General features: G+C 36.4%; 24 protein-coding genes. 18 read left to right on the forward strand and 6 right to left on the reverse strand.

Going from position 1 to position 24963, the window contains the following annotated elements; translation table 11 throughout:
- The first annotated feature begins 342 nt into the window (after window positions 1–342).
- Window positions 343–942, forward strand: coding sequence for a helix-turn-helix domain-containing protein (locus MHB65_RS03135; protein WP_342442453.1), 600 nt, complete (start codon window positions 343–345; stop codon window positions 940–942).
- A gap of 41 nt (window positions 943–983) precedes the next feature.
- Here MHB65_RS03135 and MHB65_RS03140 read toward each other — a convergent pair whose 3' ends face one another.
- Window positions 984–2351 (reverse strand): S41 family peptidase, encoded by a 1368-nt coding sequence (locus tag MHB65_RS03140; RefSeq protein ID WP_342442454.1) that lies wholly within the window; start codon window positions 2349–2351, stop codon window positions 984–986.
- A gap of 182 nt (window positions 2352–2533) precedes the next feature.
- Window positions 2534–3853, reverse strand: coding sequence for a branched-chain amino acid transport system II carrier protein (gene brnQ, locus MHB65_RS03145; RefSeq protein WP_342442455.1), 1320 nt, complete (start codon window positions 3851–3853; stop codon window positions 2534–2536).
- Window positions 3854–4103: 250 nt separating this feature from the next.
- Here brnQ and MHB65_RS03150 point away from each other — a divergent pair, with 250 nt between their 5' ends.
- Window positions 4104–4997 (forward strand): LysM peptidoglycan-binding domain-containing protein, encoded by an 894-nt coding sequence (locus tag MHB65_RS03150; protein WP_342442456.1) that lies wholly within the window; start codon window positions 4104–4106, stop codon window positions 4995–4997.
- Between the two features lie 84 nt (window positions 4998–5081).
- On the opposite strand, the gene MHB65_RS03155 is transcribed toward MHB65_RS03150, so the two are convergent.
- Together MHB65_RS03155 and secA2 are read right to left on the reverse strand one after the other, a co-directional pair.
- The gene (locus tag MHB65_RS03155) at window positions 5082–5981 is read right to left on the reverse strand and encodes an accessory Sec system S-layer assembly protein (protein WP_342442457.1); all 900 of its coding nucleotides are present in this window, start codon (window positions 5979–5981) and stop codon (window positions 5082–5084) included.
- Complete coding sequence (gene secA2, locus MHB65_RS03160; RefSeq protein WP_342442458.1) at window positions 5981–8344, reverse strand: accessory Sec system translocase SecA2; 2364 nt, start codon at window positions 8342–8344, stop codon at window positions 5981–5983. The genes MHB65_RS03155 and secA2 overlap by 1 nt, the downstream gene beginning before the upstream one ends.
- A gap of 225 nt (window positions 8345–8569) precedes the next feature.
- On the opposite strand from secA2, the gene MHB65_RS03165 reads away from it, so the two are divergent.
- Window positions 8570–9637 carry an MraY family glycosyltransferase gene (locus MHB65_RS03165; protein ID WP_004230902.1) on the forward strand — a complete coding sequence of 356 codons (1068 nt, stop codon included), beginning with the start codon at window positions 8570–8572 and terminating at the stop codon, window positions 9635–9637.
- A gap of 246 nt (window positions 9638–9883) precedes the next feature.
- Here the strand turns inward: MHB65_RS03165 and MHB65_RS03170 are convergent, their stop codons facing one another.
- Both MHB65_RS03170 and MHB65_RS03175 read right to left on the reverse strand, forming a co-directional pair.
- Window positions 9884–10939: an LCP family protein gene (locus MHB65_RS03170; protein ID WP_205441218.1), complete on the reverse strand. Its 1056-nt coding sequence runs from the start codon at window positions 10937–10939 to the stop codon at window positions 9884–9886.
- A 147-nt stretch (window positions 10940–11086) separates the two neighbouring features.
- Entirely contained in the window at window positions 11087–11722 is a 636-nt protein-coding gene (locus tag MHB65_RS03175) for a YigZ family protein (protein WP_342442459.1), read from the reverse strand.
- 165 nt (window positions 11723–11887) lie between these two features.
- On the opposite strand from MHB65_RS03175, the gene MHB65_RS03180 reads away from it, so the two are divergent.
- From MHB65_RS03180 to MHB65_RS03250, 15 genes are all read left to right on the forward strand, one after another.
- Window positions 11888–13036 carry a sensor histidine kinase gene (locus MHB65_RS03180; RefSeq protein WP_205441222.1) on the forward strand — a complete coding sequence of 383 codons (1149 nt, stop codon included), beginning with the start codon at window positions 11888–11890 and terminating at the stop codon, window positions 13034–13036.
- 35 nt (window positions 13037–13071) lie between these two features.
- Window positions 13072–13746: a response regulator transcription factor gene (locus tag MHB65_RS03185; protein WP_342442460.1), complete on the forward strand. Its 675-nt coding sequence runs from the start codon at window positions 13072–13074 to the stop codon at window positions 13744–13746.
- Window positions 13747–14031: 285 nt separating this feature from the next.
- A complete protein-coding gene (locus tag MHB65_RS03190) occupies window positions 14032–14577 on the forward strand; it encodes a DUF3225 domain-containing protein (protein WP_205441224.1) in 546 nt (181 codons plus the stop codon).
- Window positions 14578–14837: 260 nt separating this feature from the next.
- Window positions 14838–15680, forward strand: coding sequence for a DegV family protein (locus tag MHB65_RS03195; RefSeq protein WP_342442461.1), 843 nt, complete (start codon window positions 14838–14840; stop codon window positions 15678–15680).
- A gap of 45 nt (window positions 15681–15725) precedes the next feature.
- Window positions 15726–17111, forward strand: a complete 1386-nt coding sequence (locus MHB65_RS03200; RefSeq protein ID WP_342442462.1) for a DEAD/DEAH box helicase — start codon at window positions 15726–15728, stop codon at window positions 17109–17111.
- On the forward strand, window positions 17108–17698 hold the full coding sequence (locus tag MHB65_RS03205) for a ComF family protein (protein ID WP_342442463.1): 591 nt from the start codon (window positions 17108–17110) through the stop codon (window positions 17696–17698). Before MHB65_RS03200 ends, MHB65_RS03205 begins: the two co-directional genes overlap by 4 nt.
- Before the next feature lie 78 nt (window positions 17699–17776).
- Entirely contained in the window at window positions 17777–18190 is a 414-nt protein-coding gene (locus MHB65_RS03210; RefSeq protein ID WP_342442464.1) for a TIGR03826 family flagellar region protein, read from the forward strand.
- A 121-nt stretch (window positions 18191–18311) separates the two neighbouring features.
- Window positions 18312–18572, forward strand: a complete 261-nt coding sequence (gene flgM / locus MHB65_RS03215; protein ID WP_342442465.1) for a flagellar biosynthesis anti-sigma factor FlgM — start codon at window positions 18312–18314, stop codon at window positions 18570–18572.
- A gap of 27 nt (window positions 18573–18599) precedes the next feature.
- Window positions 18600–19100, forward strand: a complete 501-nt coding sequence (locus MHB65_RS03220) for a flagellar protein FlgN (protein WP_342442466.1) — start codon at window positions 18600–18602, stop codon at window positions 19098–19100.
- Window positions 19101–19116: 16 nt separating this feature from the next.
- A complete protein-coding gene (gene flgK, locus MHB65_RS03225; protein WP_342442467.1) occupies window positions 19117–20769 on the forward strand; it encodes a flagellar hook-associated protein FlgK in 1653 nt (550 codons plus the stop codon).
- A gap of 29 nt (window positions 20770–20798) precedes the next feature.
- Window positions 20799–21794, forward strand: coding sequence for a flagellar hook-associated protein FlgL (gene flgL, locus MHB65_RS03230; protein ID WP_342442468.1), 996 nt, complete (start codon window positions 20799–20801; stop codon window positions 21792–21794).
- A 126-nt stretch (window positions 21795–21920) separates the two neighbouring features.
- A complete protein-coding gene (locus tag MHB65_RS03235; protein WP_342442469.1) occupies window positions 21921–22487 on the forward strand; it encodes a DUF6470 family protein in 567 nt (188 codons plus the stop codon).
- Between the two features lie 12 nt (window positions 22488–22499).
- Window positions 22500–22934, forward strand: coding sequence for a flagellar assembly protein FliW (gene fliW, locus MHB65_RS03240; protein ID WP_342442470.1), 435 nt, complete (start codon window positions 22500–22502; stop codon window positions 22932–22934).
- 3 nt (window positions 22935–22937) lie between these two features.
- Window positions 22938–23156, forward strand: coding sequence for a carbon storage regulator CsrA (csrA, locus tag MHB65_RS03245; protein ID WP_259420191.1), 219 nt, complete (start codon window positions 22938–22940; stop codon window positions 23154–23156).
- Between the two features lie 162 nt (window positions 23157–23318).
- Window positions 23319–24938 carry a flagellin gene (locus tag MHB65_RS03250; RefSeq protein ID WP_342442471.1) on the forward strand — a complete coding sequence of 540 codons (1620 nt, stop codon included), beginning with the start codon at window positions 23319–23321 and terminating at the stop codon, window positions 24936–24938.
- The last annotated feature ends 25 nt before the right edge of the window (window positions 24939–24963 follow it).

The raw sequence follows: 24963 nt of genomic DNA on the forward strand, positions 1-24963 counted from the left end.
TATAGGTGTTTTAGAGAGTAGTTTTACTTGAATGGCACGATAGTATTTAGAAATCTCAATATAGATTTATTGCTATTTCAATATAATTTATTAACTAAATAATAGTGGATATCTTAGAAGCGATTCTTAGGTATCCACTTTTGCATTTTTCAATCTAAATATCATATTAATAGTAGTTTATAGTAAAAAAAAACAGGGTGTATTATAATGAAATGGTATATAATCAAGATTAAATTATGTACGTTTTGTGAATTTATAGTTACTTTTGATTTAGAATAGTGTGTCTATATAAGCAATACAAAAGGGAATATGACTACTCTAAACTAAGATAAGGTGGAAAGTATGGCAAGAGGCAGAAAATTTAATTCAAATGGAGAACAAAGCAAACAACTATTACTTGAAAAAGCGATAGAGCTATTTTCTGATAAAGGTTATCATCACACAAAAATTAGTGACATTGTAAAGGCTGCCAATGTAACTCAGCCTACTTTTTATCTCTATTTTAAAAGCAAGGATGCCCTTTATAACGATTTGAATATGCAATTCCAAAGCGGATTCTTTGCAGTAATGAATAATAAGTCTACTGACATTATTGAAAACGGATTACAGGGTTTTGTCACACTACTAGAGCAAAAGTTATTGAACCTGTTTGTTTATATTATTGAAAATCCTGAATTAACTAAAATAGGTTTTGTTGAATCCAAGCAAGCCCATTTAGTAAAAAACCAACTGACACAACAATTGATCCACCTTATTTATCTACATGATTGTGACAAAGATCTTCTACTGTATAGTGTGGATATAAAAATAATGATAGATAGTTTGGTAGGGTCAATAGAAAGACTAATCATAACGAATTTATTAGAAGAAAAAAGATTACCTGCAGAACTTGCAAATGATATTGTACAATTATATTTTTGGAAAACTAAAGAAGTGATATAAAAAATCCTGTCATCGATTCTTATTATCGATGACAGGATTTTTTAATTGTTTATTCTTATATGCTGATAGTAGCCTTTTTGATCTTTGCTCCTAGGGTGAATAAGTAGCATATATTCCTGATCCGCTGATAAAGCACTCTTAGGTGTAACTGTTATTGAACGCCCTTCAATTTTAACTGTTACGGGTACTTCCTTAGCTCCTAAAGCAACCAGTTGAATGTTGCTCTTGGCGATTTGTGAAGTAAGTGCTGAAGGGAATTTCACTGTGAATTTTTCCGTATCAGCAATACTTTTTACAGTAGAGAGTTGTTTATATTTAGGATACTTCTCCTTCAATGCATCATAATGTGCCTGGAAAATAGGTGCTGTTGTCGTCTGAACATTTGGTTTAACGCCTACTTCATGAATGGTATGACCCGCAGGACCCGTAAATTTACCAACTGTGAGCTTTAAATAGCTTCCATCATGTAATGTATAAAAGCCTTGCATTGCACCTTTCCCGTAGGTTGTTTCTCCGTATAAAATAGCAGCTTTTTGATCTTTTAATGAGGCAGAAAGCATTTCAGAAGCACTTGCACTATAGCGATTGACAAGAATACGCGTATTTTTTGGAAACTTAGTATCTTGTTGAACTGCTGGTATTGTATAAGAGGCTTGTGCTTCTTCTAATAAATAGGCAATTTTAGCAGATGGGAATAATCCTGTAAGTTCTTCAGCTGTTGTCACATAACCGCCACCATTGTTTTGTAAATCTAAGATGAACGATGTTGCACCAAGCTTTTTTAAGTCAATCATTGCATTTTTGACAAGCTGTGCGCCATCCTCTGAAAAAGAGGCTAACGAGATATAGCCCACATTTCCAAATAGTAGGTCAGTTTGTACATTCGGTAGTGTAAATTTTTTACGTGTAATAGTTTTCGTAGTTGTTGAACCATCACTATGCTTTAATGTAACTTCCACCTTAGTTCCTTCATTACCGATTAATAGGGAGGATGCCTCTTGTGTAGAGCGACCAATTATAGATTCGCCATTAACGCCAATGATGATATCTCCAGCCTGAACACCAGCCTCAAATGCACCGCTTCCTTCAATTACTTGTAAAATATGAATTCCATCTTCGTGTTCTTCAATCACAACACCAATCCCTATAGTAGCTAGGTTGATGCTATTCATATAATTTTCGAATTCTTGCTTAGTGAAGTAGGTTGAATAAGGATCAAGCATACTCATGATTTCTGAGATGGATGTAGCCTTCTCTAAGTTTCCATTAATTGTTCCAACGTAAGTATCTTTCACAATCTCCTTAATTTCCTTGATAAGCTGTTGATCATTTTCAGCAGCGTGAGTCGTTGTAAAAGGGAGAAGGATGAAGCCTAGAACAAATGCGAATGACCATATTAACTTTTTCATTGGACACCTCTTTTCTAGAACTCAAAATAGAATGTAGTATTTTATGGTATTAATTGGATGGTTACATTTTGCAATTGAGTATCTGATTTTTATTATACATGAAGCCATAACTATAGTGGTGGACTTATATGAGATAGAAAAAGAATCCGCTTGTCACTAGAGGATAAGCAGATTCTTGTATATTATTTTTTTATCAATTTATGAATAATAAAACCAATTAATGCACCAACAATAGCTGGTAAAAGCCACCCTAAATTTTGCTCATACATTGGCAATGCTTTCAGGATATTTTCATAAGGTGTAATTTCAACTTTCATTTGTTTTAAGCCACCATATAGACTAACAAGGAAAGTTGGAACGAGCGCTAAAATATAAACAATTTGTCCACCTTTAAAGAAATGATCTGCTAGTGATAAGACCATCAATACCATAGCTAAAGGATAAATAATTAAGAGTACAGGTAGTGACGCATTAATTATTGTTGAAAGCCCTACATTTGTAATAGCTGTACTAAAAATAGTGAAGACAATTAAAAACGTTTTGTACGAAATTTTGGGGAAGAGCTTGTGGAAAAACTGTGCATTGGCAGTTAATAAACCGACAGCGGTTGATATACAAGCTAGTAAAATAGTCGCAGACAAAATAATACTTCCAAGGCTTCCAAAGAGCACCTCAGCTGATTTTGCAATAATATTTCCGCCATTATCAGAGATACCGATTGCACTGATACTTGTGTTACCAATATGGCCTAGAGAGATATAGACAAATGATAAACCAATAGCAGCAACGACACCGGCAAAAATCGTTGTTTTTACTTGTTTTTTCGTATCCTTCATACCCATATCACGCAAGGCCTGTAAAATTACGATACCAAAAACAAGAGCACTTAGAACGTCCATTGTTAAGTAACCTTGTACAAAGCCTTCAGCTAAAGGTGACACTTTATAGTTTCCTACAGCTTCTCCTGGTTCTCCCATTGGAGAGATAAAACTTTTAACAGCAAGCAATAAAATAACAAAAAGCAGGGCAGGTGTTAAAATTTTGCCTACTCGATCGACAAGCTTCGAAGGATTAATGGATAAATAAAGAATTAAAGTGAAAAACAAAATAGATGTGATAAATAGTGGCGCCCAATGATCCCTCATAGCTTCAGAGAGGAATGGCGCAATGCCTATTTCATAGGATACAGACCCTGTTCGTGGTACAGCAAAGAAGGGTCCAATCGCTAAATAGACAATTGAGGTGAAAATCACACCAAAAGCAGGGCTAACACGGTTTGCAAGCAGCTGCAAATCGCCTCCTGCTTTGGCAACTGCAACGATCGCTAGTAGTGGTAAACCAACACCTGTTATAAGGAAACCAATCATGGCTACAGTGATGTTTTCACCTGCTTGTTGGCCTAATAACGGTGGAAAAATAATATTGCCAGCACCCAAGAACAAGGCAAATAGTAGTAATCCTACTGCTAAATTTCCTTTGATGAAATGCAAGATGTTCTTCATAAGTATAAAAACTCCTTTAAGATTGAAAAGCTAAAACTTTCTAAAAATTTTAAATACAGAAGTGTATGTTATCATAGGAACACTAATCTTGCAATCGAAATAGTATTTCAATATAGTCGGATTTCGTCGTATTCTATAAGTTTGCTATAATGTTTGAAAAATAGTCAGTTTTTCCGATTTTTCATGAGGCAGTTATCTAGTATGATAGACACACAAGGGAATATTCTAGCACGAACGGAGGCACTTTGGTATGCAAAAGACAAAAAAATGGAGAATTCTTGTTTTAAGTACTATAGCAACTTCATTTTTAGCACTACAAACAGTAGAAGCAGCAACATATACTGTACAAAAAGGAGATACTTTAACTAAAATCGCCCAAAATCATCAAGTTTCTATTGGGGATATTATGAAGTGGAATAATCTATCGAAAGATACGATTTATGTAGCTCAAAAGCTTGAGATTCAAAAACAATCTACGAATGAGGGAGTAAAGCCTTCCACTCCATCAACATCTGTAAAACCAACAACTAGCTCACATACAGTAGCAAAAGGTGACACATTATCAAAAATCGCAAAGCAATATAATGTGACAATTAAGGATATAATGGATTGGAATAAGCTTGAAAAAGACACGATTTTTATTGGACAAGTGTTGAAGGTTTCTCAAGGCGCAGTGATACCCGATGGTGATACTATACATAATAATGTGACTTCAGGTACGGGCACTCCATCAAAAGTAACCGCTAAAGATCCTACAGCTAATGGACAAGCGATTTATAACAAAACAGTTGAAGTTGCCAATACATTGGTTGGAACACCTTATCTATACGGTGGTAATACACCAGTAGGTCTTGATTGCAGTGGCTTTATTTTTTATGCTTTTAATCAAGGTGGTTTAAAAATAGGAAGAGCAAGCAGTGAAGGTTATTTTTATGGCAATACAACCCATGTAGAAAATCCGGTACCTGGTGATTTAGTATTCTTTGAAAATACGTATAAAGAAGGTATTTCTCATATGGGAATTTATCTCGGTGATAATAAATTCATACATGCGGGTACAGATGGTGTAGAAGTATCAGATGTTACGTACTCTTACTGGTCTTCTAAATTAGTAGCTTACAAGCGCTTTGACAGTGTGAAATAAAAAGTAGCGATTTTTGCCTAGGCAAAAATCGCTTTTAATTTGAGCAAAACCCCCTTCTACAAAAAGTGAGGGGGTTTTATTCGGTTATTGTGTTACACGTGCTGTCCAACGAGAGAGGTCAGCGTCTTTTGCATCAACAAGCTCTGCTGGGAATATGAATGTCCAAGGCTTTGTTGAATTTGGTTGCACAGTTAAGATTGGATCCATTTTAAATGAGCCTTTGGCAATTTGTTTACCTGTAGCATCGATAATTTCTAGTGGTAATTGTTCTAGATTAATTGCTTTGTTGTGTCCATTACGAATAAAGATGGATACGTTTAAATTGCCATTGTCAGCTAGTTTTGCCTGTAAACCTGTGAAATTTACTTCTGTTTCGCCTAGCTTTGGTAGTGTTTTCACGATCTTTTCTAGCTCTTCTTTTTGTTCTGCTGGTAACTGTTTTTCCCAGGATGGATCTAATTCTAATTGATGACCACGAAGGGAAACGAGGTTAAAGGCAATTTTCCAACCATCTTCGGGCACTTCATCTACTTTAATTGTAGATTTTTCAAATTCGAATACCCATGGGCGAGCACTTTCTGCCGGGATTGTACCAAGTGCTTTAAAATCGAATTTTTTAGATGCTACAAGCTCATCGTTTTTATCCAAGATGAAAAGTTCAATCTCACCTAGTTCAATTGCTTGAGGTAACGAGGAACGGAAAAATGCACGAACAAGCCATTTACGAGTGAGTATGTCTTCTTCGATACTAATAGAAGATAGTGACAATTGATTTGGTTTCAATGGCTCTAGCTCATTCGCTAGGAAGTTAAAAATGTATTTTTGTTCTTGTGGCACATCCCACTCTGGATGGAATGATAATTTTGTTTCCACATCACGATTATCGCCAGTGTTTTTTGCAGTATTTCCTAATAAATCTTTTGAGTCAATTGTGTTCTCCTGAACAACTTTATCTGATTTTTTAAAGAATGAAAATAAGCCCATTATTGTGCCTCCTGTTGTGCCTCAACTGTTTTCATGAAGCCTGTAATTTCAATAATTATTGAACGACGTAATTCTTGGAAATTTTTACCGAATAATTCAAGTCCTTCACGTTGGTAAATACGCATTGGATCTTCTTGCTGATAATGACGTAAACCGATTCCTTCTTTTAAATGACTCATTGCCTCTAAATGCTTTACCCAACCACTATCGATATGGCTAAGCATGATTTGAGGAAGTACTTCCATTACTCTTTCGTTTTCAGCAAATTTTTCCATATGATTGAGTAGTTCTTGTTCAGAAGGCTGAACATCCATTAGCATTTGTTTTACTTTTCCAACTTCGCGATCAATTGTAACTGGTGTGATGAACAAGGAGTTAAGTGCGTACTCCATTTGATCATAGTCCCAATCTATAGAAGACACGTCTTCCGGTGCGGCGTCATGAACAGCAAATTCAACAGTTTCACGAAGCATTTTTTTCAGCTCACCCATCAAGTCTTCACCGGCTAAAATTTTGTCGCGTAATCCATAAAGAACCGTACGCTGATCATTAATGACATCATCTAACTTTAAGTTGTATTCACGCATGCCGTACTGTGAACCTTCAACAATACGCTGTGTACGGTCTATAAGTTCTTGCACCTCTTTATTTTGAATTATGCCATTTTCATCTACAATCATTTTTGCAGAGAATTTTTCAACTTCTTCTTTTGCGTAACGGCGGAACATATCATCTTCAATAGAGAGAATGAAGCGGCTTTCACCTATATCACCTTGACGGCCTGAACGCCCACGTAGCTGATTGTCTACACGGCGGCTTTCATGTTTTTCTGTCCCAATTACATATAAACCACCAAGTTCATGTACATCATCACCTAGCATGATATCCGTACCACGACCAGCCATGTTTGTCGCTACAGTAATACGACCCTTTTGACCTGCCTGTGAAATAAGTTCAACTTCTTGTTCAACTGTTTTTGCATTAAGTAATTGGAATGTTAACTTTTCCTTTTTAAGATAGTCAGCTACAGTTTCAGACTGTAAGATTGATGTTGTCCCAATTAAAATTGGCTGTCCTTTTTCGTGACGTTTTTTCGTCTCGGCTGCAACATACTTATATTTTGCTTCCTGTGTGCTAAAAATAATATCAGGCTGATCGATACGTTGACGCGGACGGTTTGTTGGAATTTGTATAACTTCCATGCCGTACACTTCGCGAATTTCCTTTTCCTGAGTTTTCGCTGTACCCGTCATCCCGGAAAGCTTCGGATACATACGGAAATAGTTTTGAATAGTGATTTGCGCCTGGGATTTATTTTCATCCGTAATGGCTACACCTTCTTTAGCTTCAATTGCTTGATGTAAGCCATCAGAAAGTGAACGACCTTCTAGAATACGACCAGTAAACATGTCAACAAGCTCAATTTTGTCCTCTTTCACAATGTAATCAACATCGCGCTTAAACATAACATGCGCACGTACTGCTTGAATGACATAATGGAAGAGTGTTTGGTGTTCTAAGTCATATAAATTATCGATATTGAAGGCAGCCTCAACCTTTTCAATACCTTTATCTGTTAGAGAAGTAGCTTTTGTTTCATCATCAAAGTCATAATCTTCATCTTTCTTGAAACGTTTAGCTAACATAGCAGCAATGCGGTGTAACTCATCGTTAGAAGGCATTTTACCTGCGATAATTAACGGTGTTTTCGCTTCATCGATTAATACACTATCCACTTCATCGATAATAGCGAAGTGATAAGGACGTTGCACTTTATCTGCTAAGCTATAAGCCATATTGTCACGTAAATAGTCGAAGCCAAACTCAGTACCCACACCGTATGTAATATCTGCATTATAGGCTTCTTTCTTTTCAGCCGGTTCCATCATCGGTACATTTAAACCAACAGTTAAGCCAAGGAAACGATGGATTTGGCCAACTAGCTCATAGTCTCGTTTCGCCAGGTAATCATTTACTGTGATGACGTGAACACCTTTGCCTTCTAATGCACGCACATAAGAGGGAAGGGAAGCAACAAGTGTTTTACCTTCACCTGTAGGCATTTCAGCAATATTACCTTCAGTTAATACCAGACCACCGATAAGCTGTACATCAAAATGACGCATTCCTAATACACGCTTTGAGGCTTCGCGTACAACAGCAAATGCGTCCGGGATAATTGATGTAATAGGCTCACCTTGTTCTAATTGATCTTTGAAAATAAAAGTCATTTCTCGTAATTCAGCATCTGACTTGTTAACATATTTTTCTTCAAGATTGTTAATTTGATCTACTATTTTATAGTAGCGTTTTAATTGACGAGCACTTGTTTGCTCTTTGTTACTTTTGAAAATTGAGAACATGAAATATACGCTCCTTTAATGTTGTCTACATGCTAGACACTCCATTATTCTATCAAATTTTGCGAATGGTGACTACAATTGACTATATAGGAATCTATTAATGCTAAAATGTACAAAATATTTGTGAAATCGTGGAAAATGTTTAGAAAAAGTATATTTCAATGCTTGTTCATGCTATAATCAATTTGGATTTCAATGTAGATTATTTATTTGAGGAGGAGAGACATGCTTTACGTGTCTTTAATAGCAGCATTCGTTGCATCCATTTTGTTAACTCCATTAGTGAAACGTTTAGCGTTTAGAATAGGTGCAGTTGACGCACCAAACTATCGAAAAGTACATGCTCGAATTATGCCAAGACTTGGCGGTTTAGCCATTTTCCTTGCCTTTATAATTGGCGTGACGATTTTATATTCTTTTTTAGTCCATACGAAACATGGTAGTAACGAAGCTTTATTAGCTATCATTATTGGTGCTTGTATAATCGTGATCACGGGTGTTATTGATGATATGCGTGAGATTTCTGCTAAAGCAAAAATGCTTGGTCAGCTAGTTGCTGCCCTGATTGTTGTTTTTGTAGGCGGTATTGAAATTGAAATGGTAAATCTACCGTTCTTAGGTACATTAGACTTTGGTTTACTAAGTATTCCATTAACGATTATTTGGATTATCGGTATTACAAATGCCATTAATTTAATTGATGGCTTAGATGGTTTAGCTGCAGGGGTTTCTACAATTGCACTTATTACATTAGCTGTCATGGCGTTTATTATGAGTAATGTGTTTGTTTTAGCGTTAGCAGCCATTTTAGCTGTAGCTTCACTTGGTTTCTTATTTTATAATTTCCACCCAGCAAAAATCTTTATGGGTGATACAGGGGCATTGTTCCTTGGATTTATGATTTCTGTGTTAGCGTTACTTGGTTTTAAAAATATTACATTTGTAGCTTTAATCATCCCAATTATTATTCTTGGTGTTCCGATCTCTGATACGTTCTTTGCGATTGTTCGTCGTGTTCGTATGAAAAAGAAATGGTCTGATCCAGATAAATCACACTTACACCATCGTTTACTCGATATGGGCTTTACACATCGACAAACAGTCCTAATCATTTACGGAATTGCAGTGATGTTTGGTTTAGCAGCTATCATTTTCTCTATGGCAAAGGTTTGGGGAGCTATTTTACTTGTAGCGGTCATCCTAACAGCTATTGAAATCTTTGTAGAGGTTATCGGATTGGCTGGTAAAAATTATAAACCATTATTGAATTTTGTACGGATATTTAGTAAATAAAATATAAGCAATCATACAATTTGTGTGATTGCTTTTTTGTTGTTAAAAAGACTTTAACGGTGAGTTGCTAGACACCGAGAAACGCTTTCTAATCCGTTGTTTATGTATAGGGAATGGAAGAGAAGGGAAACTTAAATAAGCTTGTTTATCGATTACTAGGCGGGGTAAATGAAAAGGGTAATCAAACAAATGGAGAAGCCGTATAAAAAGACCATAGACAAGTTGTTAGTCTATGGTCTGAAAGGTCTATTCAATAACTGAATTGTCATCGCTACTAGCAGCACTATCTGTTCCAGTATTGCCACTTGTTAGACTCGATGATTGTTCATTTAGGCCAAGATGGTTTTTGAAAATCTCTTTTGTTTCTTCAACAGAATCTTGATTTAACTGGTAATAATAAATACCAGTAGATGTATCATCCGTGCCATCTAATGTTAAGGAATCGATACGTGGTGCACCTTTTGATAAATAAGATAAGAAGGACTTCATTTCAGTGAATGTCATATCTGTTTTCATATTATCACCAAGAGCTTTAATGACATCATCATATTTCGTAACGGACTTAACAGAAGCGACTTTTTTAATAATCGCAGAAAGAATTTCTTGTTGACGTTTACCACGCTCAATATCATTATCTTGTTTACGTGTTCTTGCGAGTGCAAGTGCCTCACTACCATTTAAATGCTGTAAGCCTGGCTGTAAGTTAATTGTAAACTTATCAAACTCATCTAATTCATGTAAAGCATATGGTACTTCAGCTTCAATACCACCTAAAGCATCGACTACATCAATAAAGGCATTGAAATTCATACGTACATAGTAATTGATAGGAATATCAAATAGTTCCTCTACTGTTTCAATCGTAGTAAGTGTTCCACCCATAGCATGAGCATGAGTAATTTTATCTTTATAACCTACTTTAGGAATATAAACGTATGAATCACGAGGAATACTTAGCATTTTAATTGTATGGGTTTTATTATTTAATGTAGCTAAAACGAGTGCATCGGAGCGTGAATGGTCTGAACCTTGCCCGCGATTATCACTATCATCAACCCCTACAAATAAAATAGATACATTATCTTGTACAGGCTCTACTTTCTCTACACGTTGCGTAGAAACCTCTCGACCTTCTAACTCCTCATATGCTGAGTCTGCAGCATGCTCTACCTGTTTTGTAAGGTAAACAGCATAAGCCGTTACACAAATCACCAAGCTGGCAACAAGGAGTAGTGTAACTTTTATAATTAAGGAAGCTTTAGAAGATCTCTTTTTATTTGGACTAACAGATCTTTTTTTCATAATAGATATATTCTCCTCTAATTATTGGGAATAATAATGCGATGAAGCTAAATTTTATTCAATTTTAACTCAGTAATTGTGTGGACAATAAAATAGCTTAACAAAAAAATTATACTATGCATATTTAGTTTCGACAATTAAAACTATTTAATTGACAATAAATTCTACAAATTGAGCATCTTCGAAAATGGTGGAAGCCTGTCCATTAGTCATTTCTGTTATCCAACTTCGGAACTGTTCCTCTTCCTCTTTTGGCACAGAAACAATGATTTCAACACCCTCCAAATAGCGTATTTCCTCTAAAGTATATAATGAACTTCTTATTTCATTTTCGACTTTTCCTAGCCATGTATAATCAATAGCCACTTTCATGAAATGATGCAGTTTACGTTCAACTACCTGTGCAGCAATCAATCCCTCTGTAGTTGCTTTTCCGTAAGCACGAATGAGACCACCACCACCGAGCTTAATGCCTCCAAAATAGCGAGTCACAACAACGACCGTATCTTTTAACCCTTGTTTTTTTAAGACCTCTAACATTGGGACGCCTGCTGTACCGCTAGGTTCCCCATCATCATTTGCCTTTTGAATATGATCATGCTCGCCAATGATATAAGCAGAGCAGTTATGTGTTGCATTATGATGCAATTTTTTTATACCATCTATAAAAGAAATTGCATCCTCTTCCGTTTCTGCACGTTCTATATAAGTGAGAAAGCGAGATTTGGAAATGACGATTTCGCTTTCACCATATCCTTTTACAGTTAAATAGTTTTCTCTCATTCGTATCAATCTCCTTTTAACTAGAGTTCTATTCTATAATTTTCATGAAGAAAAAGCATTAAATTTTAGCATGGTAATGCTATAATAGGTGTAGACTAGGGAATATGTGATTTTAGTCTATTAAATTAGTAAGTAATCATAAGACATTAGACTGGGGAGTATACTATGTTTTCAAATGATACCTTCGATTTAAAGTCGCTTGATGACATTTTCAATCGAATGTTAGATACAATCATGAGCTCAAAGGATGATATCTTTATTATAAGTGAACAAAGCCGCAGAAGCTTTGAAGATATGCAAAAAGAGCTAGAAATTGTTCGAAAACAAATATCAATCGTAATTGATGATGGCGATGCATTGGAAAAAAGTACGCAGCTTGCTAAGCAACGACTTGTATTAGTGAGTAAAGCTTTTGATAATTATACCGAAGAACAAGTTAGAGAAGCATATGAAACTGCACATGATTTTCAAGTAAAGCTCTCCGTTATTAGAACACAAGAAAAACAGCTACGGGATAAAAGAGATGATCTAGAGAGAAGATTAAGAGGATTACTCGATACGATTGAACGTGCTGATCATATTGTCAATCAGGTAAATGTCGTTTTGAATTACTTAACTTCAGATTTAAAAAATGTTGGTTTAGCCCTTGAACAAGCAAAAATGAAGCAAGATTTTGGGATACGTATTATTGCAGCTCAAGAAGAAGAGCGGAAGCGTTTATCGAGAGAGATTCACGATGGACCTGCTCAAATGCTTGCAAATGTACTTATGCGCACTGATTTAATAGATAGAACGTATCGTGAAAAAGGTATTGAAAAAGCATTGGCTGAAATTGCCGATTTAAAGAAAACGGTACGCAATGCTTTATCTGAGGTGCGACGTATTATTTATGATCTACGACCAATGGCACTTGATGATTTGGGAATTATTCCGACATTAAAGAAGTATTTATCGACAGTAACTGAATATAATCCAGGTGTTGAAATTCATTTCCAATCGAGAAGTACAGAAAAACGTATACCTTCAAATTATGAAGTATCCATTTTCCGATTAGTGCAAGAATGTGTAACAAATGCCATGAAGCATGGAAAGTGTAAAGACATTTGGGTGAAGCTTGAATGGTTAAAAGATGCCGTCAATATTGTTGTAAAAGATGATGGGATAGGATTTGACCCACAAGTAGTGAAGGACCATTCCTTTGGGATTTTAGGAATGAAAGAACGTATTGAAATTTTAAATGGTACTATCACCATTACTAGTGAAATCAATCGAGGTACGACGGTGTTATTTAAAATACCATTAGAAGTAAAATGATGTAACTGTTGCAGAAATTTAGGGGGTAAAGACAAATGACAAAGATTATTATTGTAGACGATCACCAGCTATTCCGCGAAGGAGTAAAACGCATTTTAGATTTTGAAGATACGTTTGATGTAGTAGCAGAAGGTGACGATGGCACAGATGTGGTTACGTTATATGCTGAAAACGAACCAGATGTAGTACTTATGGATATTAACATGCCAGGTAAAAATGGCGTAGAAGCAACGGCAGAGTTAATTTCTGAATTTCCAGATGCCAAAGTGATTATGCTGTCCATACATGATGATGAAACATATGTTACACATGCATTAAAATCAGGTGCTCTTGGCTATATGTTAAAAGAAATGGATGCAGATGAAATCGTTGAGGCGATTAAAGTTGTTGCAAACGGTGGATCTTACTTACATCCAAAAGTAACAAAAAATTTAGTGGCAGAGTTCAAAAGACTTTCAGAACACGAAAATAAAGGTAACTTCCACCAAACGGAAATTCGTCGACCATTCCATTTGCTAACGAAACGTGAATGTGAAGTATTACAGCTATTAACAGATGGCCAATCAAACCGTACAATCGGCGAGACACTTTTTATCTCTGAAAAAACGGTTAAAAACCACGTATCAAGTATTCTACAAAAAATGAATGTGAATGACCGTACACAAGCCGTTGTAACAGCTATCAAAAATGGTTGGGTTGAAGTGCGATAATTGCTAAAACTGTTTTTAAAAGCTACTTTCTATTGAAGTAGTTTTTAAAACAGTTTTTTATTGTTTTTTGGTAATAATTTGTATTGAGCTTACTTGATGAAGAACAGGTTATTCACAATTTTGTAACATTACTATTCGTACGTATAAACATGATAACTAGCAGATCATGCAACATTTTACAGCCTAATGCGTCATAAGGAAGATGTAGCACCTAAATGTTGAAAATGCACAACAAAATTCCTACGAAAGCATTTATATGCTACAATATGCGCGGGAGGTTTTTTGATGTTAAAGAAAAGTTTTCTAGCAGTTCTAATCTTATTAGTGTTAACTGCCTGTGGTAATAAAGATGAGAAGATGAGTGATGAAGAACGAGATAAAGTAATAGAGGATGGTACAGTTGGCTTTGAAATGATGGGTGGAAACGTAGAAAAGGCTGATAATGTACCAGCGGGAGATGAAAAAGCGATTTTAGCATCTTTTGATGAGTATATTGCTGCATTAAATGCTGAAGAAATTGATCGTTATATGAATACTATCTCGAAAAATCCAAAGGGTTTTAAATACGATGAAGAAAAAACATATGCAACAGAAGTATTTGAACAATTTGATATTAAGCGTGAAGTAGAAAATGTAACAATTGCCAAGTATGAATCAAAAGAGGCGCAAGTATTTGCCAACATGAAAATGCACTCACTTCAGCTTGAGACAAATGTCGAACATGAAAGTGCAGGACGTCAGGTAACAGTCTTTGTCAAAGAGGACAACGATTGGAAAGTGACAAGTGTCTTTTATATTGGTGATGACTCGCAGTCAAGTACAGGAAATTAACAGAAGCTATCTTCATTCAACATAAGAATTGAGTGAAGATATGCCTATTATACATAGACAATGAATGTGAAATGGAAGCTAGCTTACTAGCATAACTCTAGAAGGACGAGAACGTGAATCCCACGTTCGTCATTCATTTCACATTCATTTCTTTTTGTTTCCCGTAGTTTATGCGAAACCGAAGCGACAGTACAAACGAACAACAATTGCACCAAGAAGAAATAGATTGTAAACTAAGAATCATAGGAGAGTGGACATGGATGAGGACGGCAATCGTAACAGATAGTACTGCATATATTACAGCTGAGGAACGTGCACGCTTAAACATTCACATGATACCTTTAAGTGTCAATATCTCAGGTCAATTATTTGCAGAAGAAGTAGATATCACAGCATCTGAATTTTATGATAAGGTGCGTGGTACCAAAGAATTTCCCAAAACAACGCAGCCTCCAATCGGAGAATTTGTCGCTCTTTTTGATGAGCTAGCAAAGGATTATGATGAGGTAATTTCCATCCATTTATCGAGTGGTATTAGTGGAACATACCAAGGTGCAGTGCAGGCAGGCGAAATGGTGGAAGGTATTGAAGTTTATGCATTCGACAGTGAAATATCCTGTGCTGTTCAAGGCTTTTACGTTTTAAAAGCGGCTGAAATGGCGAAAGAGGGCCATTCAGCAAAAGACATACTTGCAGCATTAGCGGACATGCAGCAGTATATTCGTGCTTACTTCATAGTAGACGACTTAGCGCATTTACAGCGTGGTGGGCGTTTATCTTCTGCGGCAGCATTAATTGGTGGTTTATTACAAGTAAAGCCTGTTTTACATTTTGTGGACAAGGTAATTGTACCTTTCGAAAAAATCCGTACACGTAAAAAGGCATTGAAACGCGCTGAGGAATTGCTAGCAGAGGATGCAAGAAAGTATGAAGCGATGGACGCTGTTGTCATTCACGGGAATTGCCCTGCTGAAGCGCAAGAATGGCTAGAGCAATTAGCCTCAACTTACCCGAACGTAAACTTTAAATTGAGCTATTTTGGTCCTGTTATCGGTACCCATTTAGGTGAAGGCTCAATGGGATTAGGATGGACAAAAAAATAACGAATTGTAAGGAAGTCTCTACAGAAAAAGTAGAGGCTTTTTTCTATGAAAGGAGAAAATGTAATGAGATATAGAGGTTGGTTGTTGCCACCAGCATTACGTGATTTTCATGAAGGACGCATTTGGTTAAAAGATCATTCACCATTTTCAGCAGAAGATATTGATAAAGCGATACAGCGAAAATACGTCAGTATAATAGAAGGAATTCAAATGAAGCCCGTTATGAAATGCAATCGTTGCCACAATACAGACCCGCAATTATTCACAAAATTCGATTGCTCAAAATGTCGACGAAAATGTGTGTATTGCCGACACTGTATAAAGATGGGTAGAGTAAGTAGCTGTACACAATTAATCATTTGGACTGGCCCAAAGTCGATAAAGCTTAATAAGCATGCATTAAAATGGTCAGGTCAATACACCGAACTCCAGCAACAGGCTGCTAATGAAACCTTAGCAAGTGTGAAAGTAAAACGATCGCATTTAATCCATGCTGTATGCGGTGCAGGGAAAACAGAGCTACTTTTTCCTACTGTCTATGATGCATTAAAGCGAGGGCTACGTGTTTGTATTGCTACACCACGTACAGATGTAGTGTTAGAACTGTATCCACGCTTTCAACAGGCTTTTCCTGAAACAGTTATTCATGCTTTATACGGTGGAGCACCTCACCAAAATGGCTATGCACAGTTTATTATAGCAACGACTCATCAGCTCTACCGATTTGATAAGGCATTTGATGTCATGATTGTAGATGAGGCAGATGCTTTTCCTTATACATTTGATGAAACCCTACAAAGAGCAGTAGGAAAGGCTAAAAAGGAAAATGCTCCTCTCGTATTTGTGACAGCAACCCCATCATCATCCTTACTCCATACTTACCAGCAAGAAAGTTACTCTTTTATTCCAAAACGCTATCATAATCATCCATTACCAGTTCCACAAGTTCGATCTTTATGGGGCTATGATAAATGCTTCAAGAGAGGTAAAATCCCCAGCAGGTTGAAAAAATGGATAGAAGAACGCTTACACCACAAGGAACCCTTTTTATTATTTTTCCCGACAATTGCCTTAATGAATAGTGCAACACCTCTTGTACAAGAGGTAAATGAAAACATATTAGCTGTGCATGCTGCAGATCCAGAGCGGAAGGAGAAGGTGTTAAAGCTACGAAATAAAGAAGTTCCCGGCTTATTAACAACAACCATATTAGAAAGAGGCATTACAATTAGCAATGTACAGGTGGCCGTTATAGGGGCAGAGTCATTGATTTTTACTGCCAGTGCCCTCATTCAGATCGCAGGTCGAGTTGGACGAAATGTTCAATTTCCTTATGGGGACGTCCTTTTCTTTCATCATGGTATTACGGCAGAGATGGATGAGGCATGTGCGAAAATTCAATTTTATAATAAGAAGGGGTTTTCTGAATGAATAAAATGGAATCCCATTGTTTAATGTGTACACAGCCGTTAAAAATAACTATTTCCTGGAAAATGATTTTAACTAAGCAATTCTCACCGACTCTATGTGAAAGATGTGCTGCTCGTTTTGCACCTTCACATTCTACTACATCCCTCTATCAATATAATGAGGCAATGAAAGATTACTTACACCAGTTAAAATTTCTTCAGGATGTAGCCCTTGCAAAGGTATTTCGACAGGAGCTTCATAATCGTCTCACCAAAGAAAAAGCGATAATTCTACCCATTCCAATGCACCCTCTTAAACAACAGGAGCGTACCTTCTCACATACTGATGAACTATTAAAGGCAGCTTATATTCCTTTTATTCAATTATTAGAAAAGACAACGACAGAAACACAAAGCTCCAAAAATAGAGAGCAACGTCTACATGTAGCTCCACTTTTTCGCTTAAAGGAGGGTGCTCAAGTCGAACATAAAAATTATCTTCTTTTTGACGATATAAAAACCACAGGGACGACTCTACAGCATGCTGAAAATGTTTTAATGCAAGCAGGTGCTAAAAATGTCCAATACTTCACATTAATTGAAGGATGAAAATGCCAATACATTATGTATAATAGTTAATGAGACAGCATTCGTAGATAAATTTACTAGAAAGAGGAGGAAAGGCCAATGGCAGAGGTTCGTAATTGTCCAAAATGTAATGAATTTTTTAATTATACAGGAGTCCGAGAAGTGTGTCATAAGTGTGCACAATCAGAGGAGGAACTTTATCAAATCGTTTATCGTTTCTTACGTAAACGTGAAAACCGTGCGGCAACTGTAGAACGTATTGTGGAAGCAACGGGAGCAGATAAGGATTTACTGTTTAAATGGGTTCGTAAAGGTCGTTTACAGCCAGCTATGTTCCCTAACCTTGGCTACCCATGTGATAACTGTGGCCATCTAACGACGACAGGAAAGCTCTGCTCGAAATGTCAGGATGATTTAAAATCTGAGTTAAGGACTTTCGAAGCTGCCAAAGAGTTTCGCCAAAGTGTTGAGGAACGTGATCGAGTAACATATCACTCAGAACGTAAACGTTAATTACTCCAAGTGTGTTAATTTTAAACAAAATTAGCACACTTTTTTCTATGTGAAAACTTAACATTATGTGAGACAATCCGAAATAATAGTAAGATAGGATTTAGAGATGGGGGGTATTGAAATGAAAATTACATCTTATGGAATTAATGCAGTAAACGCCTATAAAAACCAAGTACGCAATGTGAAATCAGATACAAACAAAGCATCTTTCGCCGATAAAATTGAAATTTCAAAGGCTGCACAGGAAATGCAAGGTGTTTCAACATACAGTACGGAGCGGGCAGACCATGTTCAACAGTTAAAAAAGGATATTGCTTCTGGTGAATATAAAGTAGATGCACGTAAAGTGGCAGAGGATATGCTGAAATATTATCGTTTCTAGGGAATAGCAGAAAGGGTGTATAACGATATGTCTGTAGAAGCAATTAGTTCTACACTAACAATGCTAGAGAGAATGCATAAAAGCTTACTCGAACTAGCCTTTAAAAAAACTGAAATCATTAAAGCTGGCGATATCGAAGCTCTAGACCAATTGCTCAAGGACGAGCAGGCACACGTAGCGGCCATCGATAAGCTCGAGCAACAGCGTCAGAAACAGGTAACGGACTACCTTGAAGCAAAGGGACTTGCTTCATCTGACAAAACGACTGTCGCAGATATCATTGAGGCCGCTGAACACCAAGCTGACAAAGCAACACTCTCAGCAGTTCGCGATCGTTTAATGCAAATTATCAATGACCTCAGAAAACAAAACGACTTAAATCAAAAACTCGTTTTCCAATCACTACAAATCGTCAACCTAACATTAGATGCCGTAAGACCTCGTACAGAGCAAATGAACTACTCCAGCAACGAGGTACGCGGAACGAATACCATCGCTAAAAAATCATATTTTGATTCACAAGCATAACAAGGGAGGAAGAAACATGCGCTCAACATTTATGGGTTTAGAAGCTAGTAAACGTGGCCTCTTCACACAGCAAACAGCTTTATACACAACAGGACATAATATTTCCAACGCTAACACACTAGGCTACTCACGCCAACGAGTTAATATGCAGGCTACACAAGGTTTTCCAACTGCCGGACTAAATTCACCTTACTATCCTGGGCACCTAGGTACTGGTGTCGAAGCGACATCTATTCAACGTATTCGTGATGAGTTTATTGATCGCCAATATCGTCAAGAAACGAATAAGCTGGGGTATTGGGAATCTCGTTCCAATGCGATTTCACAAATGGAAGATATCCTTGATGAACCATCCCAATTTGGTTTAAATGCAGCGTTAGAGCAATTTTGGAAGGGACTAGAGGATGTTAGTACTAATCCAGAAAATGCATCGTCACGAAAAGTAGCTATCCAACGTGCTGTCCACCTTGCAGAATCCTTTAATTATATGGATACACAGTTAAAAACGATTCAAGGTAACTTAGGGAATGAAATCAATGTTGCTACAGACCGAATTAATTCACTTTTACGACAGATTGCTGCAATTAATAAACAAGTACAAGAAGTTGAACCAAATGGACTTGTGCCAAATGATTTATACGATGCCCGAGATGTATTAATCGATGAACTAAATAATTACATCCCTATTTCGATTGAACGTGTTCCTTCAGGTGGTAATGCTAGTAATGTAGCGGAAGGAAGTATAACAATCTCTTTTAAATCATATTCAACAGGCGACCCGATTGTACTTGTTAATGGCAAAAACTACGTTGCAATGAATACAACTGGTGAAAAATCTAGCACTATTGATAGCAATGATTTGACTAACGTATTTAAGCAAATTGAAATTTCAGATTTAGATGATCCACCTACAAAACCAGCAGCCGGTGCAGGAGTTAAAACGATTAAACATGGTGATCTTGAACCAGGAAAAGGAAAGTTACTATCTTTAATTAATTCATATGGTTATGGTGAATATGATGCAGGTGGTACTTTGATTAGTGAAAAAGGATACTATCTAGAAACATTAGCAGATCTAAATAAACTAGCAAGCAGCTTTGCTAATACATTTAATGAAGTACATAAAGGTGGCTTTGATTTAAATGGAGATGCAGGAGTTGCATTTTTCACTGGTGATGGCGGGACGCCAGAAACGTTTACAGCTGCAAATATTAAAGTAAATGAAGATTTGAAAAAAAATTCATCCTTATTAGCAGCGTCATCTGTAAAAGGTGAAGAAGGAAATGGTAAATGGGCTATTGAACTTGCAAATCTCCAATCCAAATCAATTGGCGCAGGTGGGCTAACGATTACAGTTGGTGCAAACACTATAGTAATTCCACCCTCAGCAGAACACCTAGATGGTGCGACATTTAACACGTTCTATCAAGGCATGATAGGAAAGTTAGGAACTGATGGTGAAGAGGCATATCGATTAAATAAAACGTCTGAAAGCTTATTGCTAACACTTTCTAATAATCGTGATTCGGTAAGTTCGGTGTCATTAGATGAAGAGATGACAAATATGATTACGTTCCAACAGGCTTATAACGCCAATGCGCGTATGATTACAGTCGTAGATGAAACATTAGATAAGATTATTAATGGCATGGGCCGTGTAGGATTATAAATATTTATTAGAAAGGGGTTTTTATAAAAATGCGTGTTACGCAATCTATGTTATCTAATAACATGTTATTAAACTTAAATAGAAGTTACGGAAAGATGTCAAAGTTGCAAGATCAACTTAATTCGGGTTCAAAAATTACTAGACCTTCAGATGACCCTGTTATTGCTGTAAAAGGGATGGGCTATCGTCGAGATTTAGGTAGGGTTGAACAATATACACGTAATATGAATGAAGTTAATAACTGGCTAGATGCTTCTGATGAATCATTAAATCAAGTAGGGGAGCAAATGAAGCGCGTTCGGGAGTTAGTAATTCAGGCAGCTAGTGGAACGAATTCTATTGACGAACGTGAAAAAATCAAAACAGAAATAGATCAAATTCGCAAGCACCTACAAGAAGTAGGTAATACGAAAATTGCTGATAGATATATTTTCAGCGGAACAAATACTGGAAAAGCATTATTTGGACCAGATACAGATGCAAATGGCAATAAAACGATAAATGCTGATTATACAAATTTGGTGAATAATACGGTTATTACTACAGGAGCAACAGCAGATCAAAAAATAAATGCTCCGAATGGTGAAGTGAAAATAGAAATCTATGACGACCTTCAAATACAGGTTAATACACCAGGTGCTGATTTATTTGGAAATCTAGATGCGTTAATGGGGAAAATATCAGATCTTTTAGATCCTAAACGCAGTCCTTTAGCAACAAGTGAAGAGATTAGTAGTGCATTAGGAGGATTCTCCTCCACTAGTACTTCTGATGATATTACAACTTTACACAATAAAGTGCTAGAGGCTCAGGCTGATATTGGTGCTCGTCAAAATCGGGTTGAAATGATGGAAAATCGTTTATCAATCCGGGAGGTTAGTGTTACAAAACAATTATCTAATAACGAAGATGTAGATTATTCAAAGGCTATTACAGAGCTAGTTACTAGTGAATCTATCCATCAAGCAGCTCTTTCAGTAGGTGCTAAAATTATTCAACAAACACTAGTGGATTTTATTCGTTAATATAGTATTGTCAATAAGATATAGATGATTGGTTTGTTATATGTAGAATATTTTCTTGATTACAAATTTAAGGCGTTTGAACATTAGTTTATGTTCAAACGCTTTTTTAAAAGAGAGGGTGATACTATGAAAATTCCACAAATCCAAATAACGACAAATGATATAAAAATGGATTGGAGTATCAAAGATCCTGTTCAACGCATACACCAACCAAGAGCAAAGCAAACCATTTCTCAGCCCCCGGCAATTTTGGAAATTCACACGACTGACAGTACCTTGAAAATAGATTCTTCTCAGGCACGAAGTGATATTGGGATGTTAACGAATAAAGAGTCAATCGAAAAATATGCACAGGCTGGAAAAGAAGGAGTTCTCAAAGGGATTTCAAGAAGAGTCAAGGAGGGATATCAAATGATGAACGCCGCAGGTAAGGACCAGGGGCGTTCTGTCATGCAAAGTATTGCCAAGCAAAATACAGGTCCAAAACGTCCAGGTCCTTATAACATAAAATTTGTGCCATCTGTAGGTTCTGTGAAAATTGACTATACGCCAGGTACTACAGATGTAAACATTACGCGTCAGGAGCCTAAAATTGACACTCAAGTGAACAAGCCTATCCTTGAATATACACCTGGAAAAGTAACTGGTACAATGATACAAAGACCATCTGTTACCATTGATGTTAAAAGTTAAAGGAGAATTTGTATGCAAATCCAAACAAAATTATTAGGCGAAGTAACAATTGATGAAAAAGAGATTTTAACTTTTGAATGTGGATTGCCTGGTTTTCCAAATGAAAAAAGATTCGTTTTATTACCAATAGATTCGGAACTTCCGATTGCCGTATTACAATCTATAACAGATGCTAAAATAGGTTTCGTTGTGGCTTATCCCTATGCATTTAAGAATGACTATGCATTTGATATCAGTGAAGAAGATATTACCGATTTGCAAGTTGAAAATGCGGATGATATTGCTACGTATGCAATTGTTACATTGAAAGAATCTTTAAATGATTCAACAATGAATCTATTAGCTCCAGTTATTTTTAATATAAAGAAGAAATTTGGGAAGCAAATTGTTCTTAATGATAATGTAGCCTATCCATTACACTTTCCACTTTCTAAAATTGAGGTGTAAAACATGCTAGTTTTATCTAGAAAAAAAGATGAGTCTATAATGATTGATAACAATATTGAAATAAAAGTTTTATCTATAGATGGAGAACAGGTGAAAATTGGGATAGTTGCACCTAAAAGTGTGAAGGTTCATCGTACTGAAATTTTTGAAGCCATCCAGGCACAAAATCAAGCTGCATTGAATATTGAACCTAGTATTCTTCAAGGTTTGACAAAAAAGTAATTCTTTAAAAATTTTTTTATAAATTATCTATAAAACTATTAAATAATTCAAATCACATACGATATAAACTATGTAACAGCGAACCACTATGGTGATTCAACCGTTACATAATTTGCTCCACAAGGATGTGGAGTAAAATAACATTCAAGGAGGAATTCCATTATGAGAATTCAACATAATATTGCTGCGTTAAATACGCACCGTAACTTAGGAGCTAATAATACAGCTTCTGCAAAAAACTTAGAAAGATTATCTTCAGGATACAAAATTAACCGTGCAGGTGATGATGCAGCTGGTCTTTCTATCTCTGAAAAAATGCGTTCTCAAATCCGTGGTCTTGAAATGGCTACAAAAAACTCTCAAGATGGTATCTCTTTAATCCAAACAGCTGAGGGTGCATTAAACGAAACACACGATATTCTACAACGTATCCGTGTTTTAGCAGACCAATCTGCAAACGGTACAAACACTGGTATCGACCGTGAGGCAATCCAAAACGAAGTAAAACAATTAAAAGACGAAATCGATCGTATCGGTAACACAACTGAGTTCAATACTCAAAAATTACTTAACGGTAACCTAAAATCTGCTGGTGGCGCAACTGTTGGCCAAAACACAACAACTGGTTCACAAGTTGCGAAGTTAACTGCTGGGAAAGTAACAGGTAGCGGTACAATTACTTCTGGATTAGCAGGACAATCTGGAATTTTCTCAGAAGAAACAATTAAAATTGATGGTACTGATATTAAAGTAAACTGGGGTTCACTAACACAAGATGAAAAGAATATTCTTACAGGTGTTGGATCGGATTCTACATCTCAGAAAAAAGCTGCTGATTTAATTGTAAGCAAAATTAATGAAGCTATCGATAAATCAGGTGCAAATGTTGATCATGTTTCTGGTTATGTAGGTAGTGATGGTAAATTAGTACTTTCAAGCGGCTCAGAAGGAATTAATTCTAAGATTGAAGTAACTTCTGGTACAACAGTGCTTTCAAAAGCCCTAGGTACTACGGGTGTTGTAACTGATGGTACTACAAACTATAATGGTTCAACAGTAGCAAGTGGTTCAGAATTTAATGCAGAAATCAATGGTGTGACAATGAAAGTTACAACTGGTGCAGATATTGATAGTTCAACAACTATGGCATCGGGAGCTAAAATTTTAGAAGATGCTTTAAACGAAGCTATTTCAGGTGCTAACACTACAGCTGGCGCTGTAAATCCTGGAGATCCTGGATATATTGCGAAAGTAAAAGTGAATGTAACTGATGATGGTCGCTTTGAAGTTGTTAGCGAAACAGGACCAATAAACTTAAGCGATAAAACAGGCAATACATTTGTTAAAGATTTAGGTTTATCAAGTGCTCAAACCAATGCTGCTGGTAATGGTGGTATGACGCTACAAATCGGTGCAAATAAAGGGCAAACTATTTCATTTGGTATCGATGATATGCGTTCGGCTTCATTAGGCATTACAGGTGTAGATGTATCTACATCTGCTGGTGCTCAAAATGCACTTGATACATTAGATAAAGCAATCGCTAAAGTTTCTGCACAACGTTCTAGTCTTGGTGCGGTTCAAAACCGTTTAGAACATACAATTAACAACTTAGGTGCAACAGCAGAAAACTTAACAGCTGCTGAATCTCGTATCCGTGATGTAGATATGGCTAAAGAGATGATGGAATTTACAAAAAATAATATCTTAACTCAAGCGGCTCAGTCTATGTTAGCTCAAGCAAACCAACAACCTCAAGGTGTCCTTCAATTATTAGGTTAATTTTTATACTAAAAACCTTCCGATA

The sequence above is a fragment of the Lysinibacillus sp. FSL K6-0075 genome, from assembly GCF_038592945.1.
Classification (GTDB): domain Bacteria; phylum Bacillota; class Bacilli; order Bacillales_A; family Planococcaceae; genus Lysinibacillus; species Lysinibacillus fusiformis_F.